Genomic DNA, 12,379 nt, shown 5'->3' on the forward strand with positions numbered 1-12,379 from the left:
CGGCAAAAAGACAGGGCGTGTCGTCATTAGCCCAAGGATGTCATATGAGCCTCTCGCTACTCAGTCGTTATGCAGTCTTCGTTGGTTGCGTGCTGTTCACCCTGTTCAGCCTGCCGTTCTGGCATCACGAGTGGCTTTGGCCATTTACCCTGCTGACTGCGGTATTGAGCGTGATCGGTATCATCGACTTGCTGCAATCCCCGCATTCGGTACGTCGCAACTACCCGATCCTGGGCAATATCCGTTATGCCGTGGAGGCCATCCGCCCGGAGATTCGCCAGTATCTGCTGGAGTCCGACAGCGACGCCCTGCCCTTCTCCCGCGCCCAGCGCTCGCTGGTGTATTCACGGGCCAAGAACGAAACCGCCGACAGGCCGTTCGGTACGCTGATCGATGTCTATGAAACCGGCTTCGAGTTCATCGGCCACTCCATGCGCCCGGCGCCGTTGAGCGACCCGAATTCGTTCCGCGTGCAGATAGGCGGCCCGCAATGCACCCAGCCGTATTCCGCCTCGATCTTCAATATTTCGGCGATGAGCTTTGGTTCGCTCAGCGCCAATGCCATTCGAGCATTGAATCAGGGTGCCAAGCTGGGCAACTTCGCCCATGACACCGGCGAAGGCAGTATCAGCCCGTATCACCGGGAACATGGCGGCGACCTGACCTGGGAGCTGGGCAGCGGTTACTTCGGCTGCCGAGGCGCAGACGGCCGCTTCGATCCAGAACGCTTCGCTGCACAAGCCCGTGACCCGCAGGTGCGCATGATTGAAATCAAGATGAGCCAGGGGGCCAAACCGGGCCATGGCGGAATCCTGCCCAAACACAAGGTCACCCAGGAAATCGCCGATACCCGCGGCATTCCCATGGGCGAAGACTGCATCTCGCCGTCCCGGCACAGTGCATTCTCGACACCTTGTGAATTGATGCAGTTCATCGCTCAACTGCGCGAGTTGTCTGGCGGCAAGCCGATAGGCTTCAAATTCTGCCTGGGCCATCCGTGGGAATTCATGGGGATCGCCAAGGCCATGCTGGAAACCGGTATCTATCCCGACTTCATCGTTATCGACGGTGCTGAAGGGGGCACCGGTGCGGCGCCGGTCGAGTTCACCGACCACATAGGCTCACCGATGCGTGAAGGCCTGCTTTTCGTACACAACACACTGGTGGGCCTGAACCTGCGGGACAAAATCAAACTGGGTGCCAGCGGCAAGATTGTCAGCGCCTTCGACATCGCCAGCGTACTGGCCATCGGCGCCGACTGGGCCAACTCGGCACGCGGCTTCATGTTCGCCATTGGTTGTATCCAGTCACAAAGCTGTCACACCAACAAATGCCCGACCGGCGTAGCGACCCAGGACACCTTGCGGCAACGCGCGCTGGTGGTGCCGGACAAGGCTCAACGGGTCTTCAACTTTCACCGCAACACACTCAAGGCTCTGGCCGAAATGCTCGCGGCGGCCGGGCTTGATCAGCCGTCACAACTGGAAGCCAGGCATCTGGTGCGCCGTATGTCGGCAACGGAAATCAAACTGTTCTCGCAGACCCATGTGTTCTTGCAACCCGGCCAGTTGCTGAACGGGATACAGGACGACAGCTTCTATTCACGCATGTGGCAAATGGCACGCTCGGACAGCTTTGAGCCCGCCGAACTGACCTGAGCCGACCGTATGGAGACATTCTGTAATAGCCCGGCTTTTGCATTTCTCGTCGATTAACGCCACCCTGCCGCGCCGCCGACCGACTACTGACTGGCGGTGCGGAACCTCAACCCACTGCGGTTGATCCTTATTCAATCGACAAACTTTCAAGAGCCCACCGTTATGACTAACGGACGCGATTATCGAATCGACTTCTTTCGAGGTTTGGCGCTGATCTTCATTTTCTGGGATCACGTGCCCGACAACCCTTTGGCGCAACTGACCTTGCGCAATTTCGGCTTCAGCGATGCCGCAGAGGTATTCGTCTTCCTGGCTGGCTACGCCGCAATCCTGGCCTACGGACGCATCGCCCAGCGCGATGGCATGCTGGTAGCGTGTGTACGCATCCTGCGCCGCACCTGGGTCCTGTATGTGGTGCATATCTTCCTGCTGACGCTGTTGATGGGCATCGTGTTCGTGGCCAACAACCATGTCGAAACCCGCGATATGGTCCAGCAGATGGGCCTCGAATACTTCGTCGGCAATCCGCAACAGGCGCTGGCCGACGAATTGCTGCTGCGTTTCAAACCCAATCTGACCGACCCGCTGCCCCTCTACATCCTGCTGTTACTGGCGCTGCCGCTGATCCTGCCGTTGATGCTGCGCAAGGTTGAAGTGGCGGTGGGCCTGTCCATTGCGCTGTACATGATGGTGCCGCTGTTTGGCTGGAACCTGCGCGCTTACGAAGGTGGCGGGGTCTGGTATTTCAATCCGGTGGCCTGGCAACTGCTGTTCGTGCTAGGCGGTGCATGCGCATTGCAAACCACGAAACCGGCCATCGCCAGTGTCGAACAACGTCCATTGCACCAACAGCCACTGTTTCTGCTGAGCGCCATGTATGTGGTGATTGCAGGCGCGCTGACCTTCAGCGAAAAATGGCCCGAACTGCATGGCGTACTGGTTTCGACCCTCGGCCTGGAAGCCTTGTACCCCATCAGCAAGACCGACCTGGAACCTGCCCGCCTCGTACACTTCCTGGCTCTGGTCTATGTAGTCGCCAAATTGCTGCCGACCCGCCACACCTGGCTCGACAACTGGCCTGCGCAACAGACCTGCCGTATGGGGCGTTACTCCCTTGAAGTCTTCTGCCTGGGCGTATTGCTTGCACCACTGGCGGATATGGCCAACGCCCTGGCAGGCGATACCTGGCCGATGCAAGTCACCACCGCGATAGTCGGACTGGGTTTGATGGTATTGATGGCCAACGGGTTGGAATTGAACAAGCGGTTGGGGAGCCCGCAAAGAGTGGTCACGGCTTGAGGCAGGTTTAAATGTAAACGGGCTGGCAAATATGGACTTTTGCTAGCTCGTTTATTTGCAAGACTCTGCTGATCAAAGATGATTTGTCTCTTCAAAAAAAGCGTCCTGCAAAACTGACTTAACGGATATAAAAAAGAGAAACCTCTTACAAGCATCCTTAATGCACTTGTCTCTGGGACTATTCCTACACACTTATCAGGACAAGTTTCCTCAAAATCCGCCGCTAAACAGTCGACTGTATAAACCATGAGACTGTGCCATGAACATCAATTCGCCTTCCCCTGCCTTGCAAAACTGGCAACCCCCAGCAATTGAGCCTGCCTCAAGAGCTGTTTCTACTGACAAAATATCAAGCACACCGCCAGCAGCCATCAAGAGGGGGCATGATGCCAATGAAGCGTTTTATCGATCAGAAGAATCGCCTTGGCTACCCAAGACATCAAAAGGTGAGATTTTAGAGCCTTATAAAAATTTGTCCGACAAAACCACTGAAGACATGAGAAAAAACTATCTTGATAAAGAGTTAAAGACCTTCAACACGTCCATACATGCCATGTTCGACAATTTTCACGACTTCAAGCAGCAACTCTCCTTTCTGAATACGGCGCTGTCAAAGAAACACTTCGGCTTCACGCTCGGCCTGGACCAGCAGATAAAAGTGACCGACCCCGATGGCGTGCTGACACCGGCCGAACTCAGCTACCTGACGGAAAGTCTCAATGACCGCAGTGGGCTCAAAAAGAATCTGTTCACCCATGCCAAAAGCGTCATGACATTGACGGATCACTACACCGAGAAGTTCGGCAACGAGCACAAGCTCAATCTGGAGGCCTACAGCAAGGTCATTGATTACGGCCAGATATTCAGCCGCAACACCATCGGCAACTTCATGAACACCATCATCTACCAGATTGAACGCTTTGCGCCCAAGCGAGAGGACAACGAAAAGCCTCTGGTCGATATCCAGGCCTGAAACAGACTGTTCGCTGCCTGAGCCATCAGGCAGCGAAACTTTCCTGTCGTTTAACTACCAGACCTGTTAACCAGCGAACGCTTGCAGATATGTCCGAAAGCGTACTCCTGCCGTTTATCGTCCAGGCTTTCAAGGAGTACATTATGTGCACTGTATTTCCCGACTTTATAACGGGTGCTCCATATATTGTTACCCGTACTCGGGTGAGCAAAATCCCCCGCAAGATCCCCGCCCTCACAGCGACCGAACTCGATAAACCTTGAAATTTTCCCGCGGCTATCAGAGGTAAGCACTTTATTGATCTCTGCATATCCTTCATGAGGCTCCAGCCTGAAATCCATGACACCTCCCGCCAATGGATAAGCCTTGCTATCGGTAAAGGTAGCCTCAAGCAATACCTTGGTATAAGCCTGAGTGGCCAGGAAGGAAGGCCTGGTCAATCCATAAGGAATTTTCAGGAAACCGCCTTCATCATGAAGGTCATACTGCATATGGGGATACGAACCCAACACCATGCGGTAGTCAGCTTTTCCAAAACTGGCGCCCTCGGCAGCCATCACTCGGACATTGACCCGCGATCCAGGCTTCAAGTCTCGGATGGCTTGCGGCTCCCTATTCGTCTTGGGTTTCCAGTCGCCATGATCGACTTGATACTCGACCTTCCACATAGCACTTGATGCATCATAGTCAGGCGTCGCCAACAGTACATCCTGACCACGCAATGATATGAACCGATAGCGATGCACCGACGCGGCACTCTGCAATGTCTGATTGATCTGGTTAAGGCGGTCACCCAAAAAGGTTGAGGCCTGTCCTGAAACTTCCTGCACTTGCGGCGCTTGCCCGGCAGGTAAACCGGGAGACTTGGCTATCTCTTTAGTGTGCGCAAAGGACTGGCATGTCATCACTAAAGCGCCAGACATCAGGAAACGATAAAAAAACCTTTTATTCTTAGGCATGATAGCTCTCTCAATATTCCATTATTCATCCAGGGCTCTCTTGCCACTGACATGCCGGACATAATCATCAGAGGTCATGAAGATCAACCCTGGACAACATGAAAAAAGAAAACTCCTACAAAATATAAAACTCAAAACCAATCACCTCCTCTGCAATAGATTTGAGAACAACGTCTCACACAAACCTCCTCTCGGAACTTTCCCACAACGTTATCAGGCCAAGTTTTACTTCCAGCGGCCGCTACTGATAGGGAGCCAATTCTATAAAGGAGCAAGACATGAATATCAGCAGCGTTGTATCAAATGCGGTGAAACCTCAACTGCCCTCTGTTCAACCCGGCCTTTCAACACCAGCAAAAACGGCTGTTTCAGAAGCGGAGCCCACCCTGAGTGCCAAAGAGGCACGAGCCAAAGAGTTTTATACGCGGGAGGAAGAGCCATGGAAGGGGAAATTTTACCTATATGGCAACAATTCTAGAAGCGCAGAAAAACGCCCCATGACCAAAGAGTTCTATCTACGGCAACTAGAAACGGATGCCTCGATAAATTTGACTATTCAGCAAAGCTACTACGATCGCTTTAGAAAAGAGCTTATCGAGCTAAGGCCAGACCTGGCCAACAAAGGTTTCAGTTATACCTTGGGAGACGATGCCCAGATAAAAGTAATCGCGCCTGAAAACAGCCTGAGCGAGGATGAAATAAAATGGCTTACCGACACACTCAACAATATTGAGGACTTCAAAGAAAACGTTCAGTCTCATGCAAGAATCATGATGAAACTTGTCGACCATGACACAGAAAAATTTGGCGGAAAATACATCCTGAACCTCATGAATTTTCAAGACACCATTGATTACGGAAAAATCGTGGCCATCAGAAAAAACGACCTGAGCGAAGAGTGGATACGGCAGATTCATGAAAATGCAGAGAAACGAGAGCCCTCATTGATTGATATCAGGGCTTGATTGATAAAGGGGTGATCTGCCGCCTTCAGGCAGATCACCTTGCTTATACTCTCAATTTCTGGACCAATTAATCAGCGTTCGCTTGCAGATATGCCCAAAATCATACTCATGGGTTTTATCCGCCATACTCCCCAGTAACACATTGACCGCACTGTATTTCCCCACTAAATACTGAGTGCTCCAGGTATTGCGACCATTATGCTTATGAACAAAATTACCGGCATATTTACCACTCTCGCAACGATCAAACTCCATAAGTTCCGAAATCCTGCCCGTTGCATCAGAGGTAAAAATTTTAGTAATTTTTTTCAGCCCGCGATGGGGCTCCAACTCAAAATTCATCACACCACCTTCCAACGGATAAGCCTTGCTATCGGTAAATGTCCCCTCAAGCAATGCCTTCGTAAAAGCCTGTGTGGCCAGAAAAGGAGGATCGGTCAAACCATAAGGTATTTTCAGCAAACCCTCTTCATCATGAAGGTCATAGCGCATATGGGGGTACGAGCCGAACACGATGCGGTAACCCGCTTTATCAAATCTGGCGCCGTCAGCGGCCATCACCCGAATATTGATCCGCGCTCCCGGTGTCAGGCTACGAAAAGCCTCAGGCCCGTTGTATTTCTTGAGCTTCCACTCTCCACCATCGACCTGATATTCAACCTTCCATACGCGATTCAATACACTGAGCCCCGGCGTTGCGAGCAATACATCCTGCCCGCGAATGGCTGTAAAACTATAACGGTCCACCGAGGTGTCGCTCTGTAATGTCTGCTCGATCTGATGAATGCGGTCGCTCAGTACAGTGAACGCTTCGCCGTCGATCTCTTGCACCTGTTGTTCCTGCCCGGCAGTCGAAACGGGAAGCTGGAATGCCCCCCTGGGCCTGCGCAAGTGCATGACCTGAAAACGCCCATAAACACCCGCATAAGAATGCCGGGTAAAACCAGTTCCAGCGCTTGTTCATGATAACTTCCTTATTATTGATTTTATGCAGGGCACCCTTGCCACTGACAAGCCGGACATAATCACTCAGGCCCATCATGTTCAATCCCGAATAAAATAAAAGGAAATGTCCTACACTTTTTAATTTCAGAAACCCCTTACGTTTTTCCGGGCAATATCTCTTGCTAACAAATACCAGCACAATGAAGTCGCCTGGTAGCCCACCAAACGCCCCTGCCTGCCTGAAATCTCCCACGCCACAAGACAATTTTTCCCGCAACTGCGGCCAGCGTCTAAGCTTGAGACAAGTGCGACTAACAGGGTGACCGGGCCAATCGATCATGGGCGTATTACGGCATTCCGATACCAGGCAAGGTGTGATTTCTGCTGAGCGTCAGGATGACCCTCCCATGTCCATGCCACCCCGCCGCAAGCGTTACGGGTGGAGGGTGTTCTGGGTCGTGGTGACGATGGGCGGCATTGCATTGGGGGCAGCCATTGCCGTCGAAAGCCGCAGTTCAAGGCTTCAGGCAAAGGAGTTCAGCCGCTTTGCCGCCAGCTTGAGCTATTCGCTCGAACCCGGCCCGAGCGATGCAGTGGTTTATCCCGGTGAGGGGCCTTTTGACAAACGCCTGGGCTATTCGTCGATGGATGAATTCCTGTCGCGTCTGCTCAAACGCGATTATCTGGTTACCCGGCAGACGCGCTTTTCTCCCGAGCTGTTGCGCTACAGCCAACACGGCTTTTTCGTTCCTTACGAGGAGAAGATACAGGCTGGCCTGTCGATTACCGACTGCCGCAGTGAACCGCTTTATGAGTTTCGCTATCCGCAGCAACTCTACGCCGACTTTGCCTCCATCCCGCCCCTGGTGGTGAACAGTCTTTTGTTTATCGAGAACCGTGATCTGCTCGATGAGCAGCAGCCACTGGCCAACCCGGCCGTGGACTGGCCGCGCTTCGCCAAGGCGGCACTGTCTCAGGTGGCCAAGATATTTGCGATCCCTGGCCAGTCAGCAGGCGGCAGTACCCTGGCGACGCAACTGGAGAAATATCGCCACTCTCCGGACGGCCTGACGCAATCGGGCTCAGAGAAACTGCGTCAGATGATTTCTGCCAGTGTCCGGGCCTATCTGCCGGGCGAGCAGACCTTGCAGGCACGTCAGCATGTGGTGCGTGATTACCTGAACAGCGTGCCATTGTCCGCGGTGCCCGGTCATGGCGAAGTTCATGGCATGGCTGAAGGCTTGCGAGTCTGGTTCGGTGCCGACTTTGCAAGGACCAATCAGGTACTCGCCTCAGACCCGAAAGACGCAAAGGGCCTGGGCGAAAAAGGTCTGGCGCTGCGCGAGGTGTTATCGCTGGTGATTGCCCAGCGTCGTCCGTCCTATTACCTGACCAAAGGCCGACTGGAACTGGCGGATCTCACTGACAGCCATATTCGCTTGCTCGCACAGGCACAGGTCATCGATCAACCGCTGGCCAACGCGGCACTGGCCAGCGCGGTCACTTACCGTGACTGGGTACAGCAACCGACAATCCAGCCCATTGAAACCAACAAGGGCATCAGTGTGGCGCGCAGCCGGCTGTCCAACCTGCTCAATCGCCCGCTCTATGATCTGGACCGGCTCGATCTGTCAGCCACCAGTACGCTGCAAGGCGAGCTGCAAAACAGTGTCAGCCAATACCTGCGCGATCTGGCGAACCCGGCCTTCGCGGAGAAAATCGGCCTGTTCGGCGAACGGCTACTGTCACCGGCCAGCACAGCTCAGGTGCGTTACAGCTTCACTCTGTTCGAGCGCGGGCCGGACGGTTCGCGGGTACGGGTGCAAACCGACAGCACCGACCAGCCGTTCGACATCAACGAGGGCAGCAAGCTGGAGCTGGGCTCCACTGCCAAGATGCGAGTGCTGACCACTTATCTGGAAATCATCGCCGAGCTGCACGCACGCTACGCCGACATGAGTGTTACAGCGTTGAGAAAAACCCCGGTCGAAGAACCTGACCGGCTGACCCGCTGGGCTCTGGATTACCTGATACAAAACAAGGACCGTGACCTGGCGAAAATGCTCTCTGCGGCCCTGGATCGACAATATTCGGCCAGCCCTGGCGAAAGCTTTTTTACCGGTGGCGGCCTGCATCGCTTCAACAATTTCCGTCGCGAAGACAATGAGCGGATTCCGACGCTGCGCGAGTCCCTGCGCGAGTCGATCAACCTGCCCTTCATTCGCCTGATGCGTGATCTGGTGCGCTACAGCACTTATCAGGCACCCAACAACAGCGCCGCGTTGCTCAAGGATGATGACAACCCCCGTCGCCAGGAATACCTGAGCCAGTTTGCCGACCGAGAAGGCACGGTTTTCCTGCTGAAGTTCTGGAAACGCTACAAGGACAAGTCCACCCAGGAACGGCTGGACACCTTTCTCGATGGCATCAATCCCACGGCTGTCCGTTTGGCGGCAGTGCATCGCTACCTGTTGCCAGGTGCCGATCAGGATACGTTCAATGCCTTCGTCCGCGCCCATCTGGTCGAAACCGGAACCCGCCCGAAACTCACCGAAAAACGCCTGACAGAGCTTTACAAAAACTACGGGCCTGGCGCCTACGACTTGCCGGATCAGGGTTATATCGCGCGTGTCCACCCTCTGGACCTGTGGTTGCTCGGTTACCTGTTGAAATACCCCGACGCCCAGTTCAAGGATGCAGTTGCAGCCAGCCGTCATGAGCGCCAGGAAGTCTATGGCTGGCTGTTCAAGAGCCGACACAAGAGTGCTCGGGACAGCCGCATCCGCACGATGATGGAAGTCGAGGCGTTTCTGGATATCGAGCAACGCTGGCAGCGTGTGGGTTATCCGTTCGATCATCTGGTGCCTTCACTGGCTACCGCCATAGGCAGCTCGGGCGACCGACCTGCGGCGCTGGCCGAGTTGATCGGCATCATCCAGAACGACGGTATTCGCCTGCCTGCCCTGCGCATCGACAGCCTGCACTTTGCTGCTGACACACCTTATGAAACCGTGCTGGCCAGTAACCCTGAACTGGGCAAGCGCGTTCTGCCTTCGGAGGTCGCGGCAGCCATGCGTGAAGCGCTGTCGCAGGTGGTGGATGGCGGTACGGCCAAGCGTGTGCAAGGCACTTTCAAATTGCAGGATGGCAGCACCCTGGCCATGGGCGGCAAGACCGGCACAGGCGACAACCGTATCGAAAGCATTGGCGCGGGTGGACGGGTGATCAGTTCGAGGGCCATCAATCGCACGGCAACCTTTGTGTTCTACATCGGTGAAAACCACTTTGGCACCCTGACCGCCTTTGTCCCCGGACGCGCCGCCGAAGGTTTCAGGTTTACTTCGGCCCTGCCGGTGCAGGTACTCAAAGGCATGGCGCCCATCCTCACGCCCTATCTGGAAAATGGTGGACAGGCCATGTGCAGCACACCCTCCACACGGCTGTAAGACCGTTTGTCTGTATCTCTTTGCGAAGTTTTTAAGATATATCTTAAGGTATATCTAAATCGTAACGAGAGATGAAGACAATGCGTGATGACCCTCACCGCCCCGACGACCGTCCCCTGCTGCGCGAATATGGCGATGGCCGCGACGGTTTTGAAAAACGCCCCGGCCGTGAACGCGGCGGACGTGGCCCCCGAGTATTCGCTCCGGGCGACTTGAAGCTGTTGCTGCTGGCCCTGATTGCCGAACAGCCTTGCCATGGTTATGACCTGATCCGCCAGATCGAAGGCATGTTCGATGGCGCCTACAGCCCAAGCCCCGGCGTGATTTATCCCACCCTGACCTTTCTTGAAGAAAGCGAACTGATCCTGGGCGATGCCCAGGGCGGTAAAAAACGCTACACCATCACTGTTGCCGGCCTGGAGTCGCTGACCGAGCAGGCCGTTGCGCTGGATGGCGTGCGCATGCGGATCGAAGTCAGCAAGCGCTCTCTGCGCGGGCATGACCGGCCACCGGAGATCCATGAAGCGGTACACAACCTGCGGCATGCGCTGCAAATGCACCATGGCCGCTGGAGCCCGGAAGAAATTCTGCGTGTTCGCGACCTGCTCAATGAAACCGCTAAATCCATCGTTGATGGCCCCCAATCCGTGTCGGAGAAGTCCGTATGAATTCGCAGCAATCGATCCATCGCGTCAACCATGAAATCCGAGTGCGCAAGCTTGAAGTCCTGCGTGTCGCCGAGCTGACCCCGCTGATGCGTCGCGTCACCCTGCACGGGCCACAACTGGCAGGCTTCATCAGCCTGGGCACCGATGACCACGTAAAGCTGCTGTTCGCCCAGACTCCCGAAGAGCAGGCGGCGCTGGACAACTTCACACCCGGCAGCAACGGCGACGGCCCACGCCCTGCCATGCGCGACTACACGCCGCGTCGTTACGACGAAGCCACAGGCGAACTGGATATCGATTTTGTCCTGCACGGTGACGGGCCGGCCGCGACATGGGCAGCGCAGGCCGAGCCGGGGCAATTCCTGCACATAGCCGGCCCGCGCGGCTCGATGGTGGTGCCCGATATCTTCGACAGCTATCTGCTGATCGGCGACGAAACCGCTATCCCGGCCATTGCCCGGCGTCTGGAGTCGCTACCAGCGAATCGCATTGCGCGGGTGGTGGTCGAGATTGCGAACAAGGATGAACAACAGGTTTTCACAAGCCAGGCGCAGATCGATGTCACCTGGATCATTCGCGGCGAACAGAATCTGGTGGACGTTGCGCGCAGTCTGGAAGTGCCTGCCGGCAAGCTCTACGCCTGGGTTGCAACCGAAGCGGCCTTGTCACGCAAGATCCGCCGTGTGCTGCTGGACGAATTCGGGCTTGATGAGGGGTTCGTCAAGGCGGCTGGTTACTGGCGTCTGGATGAGAATGACGAAGGCTGATCAGGCTGCTTCTTCGCGAATGAACGCACTCATCGAGGCGTTCTTTCGCGAAACCCTTTATCAATCCCCAGCAAAACCAGCGCAATCACCACAAACCCCAACAGCACGCCACCCGCATTGATAAAGGACTGCGCATACCCGAGCGTGCCGACATCGATGAAGGGGTACATGTAATCCCCCAATGCATCGCCGCGCAGCAGGACATAGCCGAAGTAGAGGATCGGGTACAGCGTCCACAGCAGCACATGGTTAAAACGAAGCCTGCCTCTGGGCACATACAGCCACCAATACACCACGAAGATCAGCGGCATGACGTCGTGCAACAATTCGTCCGCGATCCACTGCCAGCCTTGTGGTTGCCACAGATGGCGCAGCAGCAGGTTATAGGCGATACCTACCAGCGCAATGCTGGCAGCAATGCCGCCGCACACGACCGGATGGCGAAAGAAATCATGCCCGCGGGACTGGCGATGACTCAATGCACAGGTGAGCGCCACCGCGACCAGCGTGTTGCTCAAGACCGTAAAGAAGCTGAAGAAACGAACCAGACCGCCCAGCAGGCTGGCCTGATCGGCCCAGCGCGCCCAGAAAATCAGATACATCTGGATAGCCAGGCCAGACCAGCCCAGGCAGGCGGCAACCAGCGTGTAGCGACGCTGTCCCTGCGTCAGTTGCGGATGTTCGCTGTGCATCTTTTGA

The 12,379-nt window shown here is 55.2% G+C and carries 10 protein-coding genes; 7 read left to right on the forward strand and 3 right to left on the reverse strand.

Annotated features, from left to right (window positions below; all coding sequences use genetic code 11):
* The first annotated feature begins 44 nt into the window (after nt 1-44).
* The 3 genes from KGD89_RS20000 (at nt 45) to KGD89_RS20010 (ending at nt 3,930) form a co-directional block, all read left to right on the forward strand.
* Nucleotides 45-1,658 carry an FMN-binding glutamate synthase family protein gene (locus KGD89_RS20000; protein ID WP_025261542.1) on the forward strand — a complete coding sequence of 538 codons (1,614 nt, stop codon included), beginning with the start codon at nt 45-47 and terminating at the stop codon, nt 1,656-1,658.
* A gap of 162 nt (nt 1,659-1,820) precedes the next feature.
* Nucleotides 1,821-2,957: an OpgC domain-containing protein gene (locus tag KGD89_RS20005; protein WP_025261543.1), complete on the forward strand. Its 1,137-nt coding sequence runs from the start codon at nt 1,821-1,823 to the stop codon at nt 2,955-2,957.
* A gap of 259 nt (nt 2,958-3,216) precedes the next feature.
* Nucleotides 3,217-3,930 carry a hypothetical protein gene (locus tag KGD89_RS20010; protein WP_074568804.1) on the forward strand — a complete coding sequence of 238 codons (714 nt, stop codon included), beginning with the start codon at nt 3,217-3,219 and terminating at the stop codon, nt 3,928-3,930.
* Between the two features lie 50 nt (nt 3,931-3,980).
* Here KGD89_RS20010 and KGD89_RS20015 read toward each other — a convergent pair whose 3' ends face one another.
* The gene (locus KGD89_RS20015) at nt 3,981-4,889 is read right to left on the reverse strand and encodes a hypothetical protein (RefSeq protein WP_236249404.1); all 909 of its coding nucleotides are present in this window, start codon (nt 4,887-4,889) and stop codon (nt 3,981-3,983) included.
* A gap of 278 nt (nt 4,890-5,167) precedes the next feature.
* On the opposite strand from KGD89_RS20015, the gene KGD89_RS20020 reads away from it, so the two are divergent.
* Complete coding sequence (locus KGD89_RS20020) at nt 5,168-5,854, forward strand: hypothetical protein (protein ID WP_025261546.1); 687 nt, start codon at nt 5,168-5,170, stop codon at nt 5,852-5,854.
* Between the two features lie 51 nt (nt 5,855-5,905).
* On the opposite strand, the gene KGD89_RS20025 is transcribed toward KGD89_RS20020, so the two are convergent.
* Complete coding sequence (locus tag KGD89_RS20025; protein WP_307726245.1) at nt 5,906-6,685, reverse strand: hypothetical protein; 780 nt, start codon at nt 6,683-6,685, stop codon at nt 5,906-5,908.
* Between the two features lie 452 nt (nt 6,686-7,137).
* Here KGD89_RS20025 and KGD89_RS20030 point away from each other — a divergent pair, with 452 nt between their 5' ends.
* The 3 genes from KGD89_RS20030 (at nt 7,138) to KGD89_RS20040 (ending at nt 11,680) form a co-directional block, all read left to right on the forward strand.
* Nucleotides 7,138-10,245: a biosynthetic peptidoglycan transglycosylase gene (locus tag KGD89_RS20030; protein WP_025261547.1), complete on the forward strand. Its 3,108-nt coding sequence runs from the start codon at nt 7,138-7,140 to the stop codon at nt 10,243-10,245.
* 71 nt (nt 10,246-10,316) lie between these two features.
* Nucleotides 10,317-10,913, forward strand: a complete 597-nt coding sequence (locus KGD89_RS20035) for a PadR family transcriptional regulator (RefSeq protein WP_074568803.1) — start codon at nt 10,317-10,319, stop codon at nt 10,911-10,913.
* The gene (locus KGD89_RS20040; protein ID WP_025261549.1) at nt 10,910-11,680 is read left to right on the forward strand and encodes a siderophore-interacting protein; all 771 of its coding nucleotides are present in this window, start codon (nt 10,910-10,912) and stop codon (nt 11,678-11,680) included. The genes KGD89_RS20035 and KGD89_RS20040 overlap by 4 nt, the downstream gene beginning before the upstream one ends.
* Before the next feature lie 29 nt (nt 11,681-11,709).
* Here KGD89_RS20040 and KGD89_RS20045 read toward each other — a convergent pair whose 3' ends face one another.
* A complete protein-coding gene (locus KGD89_RS20045; RefSeq protein ID WP_025261550.1) occupies nt 11,710-12,372 on the reverse strand; it encodes a Pr6Pr family membrane protein in 663 nt (220 codons plus the stop codon).
* Nucleotides 12,373-12,379: the final 7 nt, after the last annotated feature.

This window comes from Pseudomonas cichorii (assembly GCF_018343775.1).
GTDB classification, from domain to species: domain Bacteria; phylum Pseudomonadota; class Gammaproteobacteria; order Pseudomonadales; family Pseudomonadaceae; genus Aquipseudomonas; species Aquipseudomonas cichorii.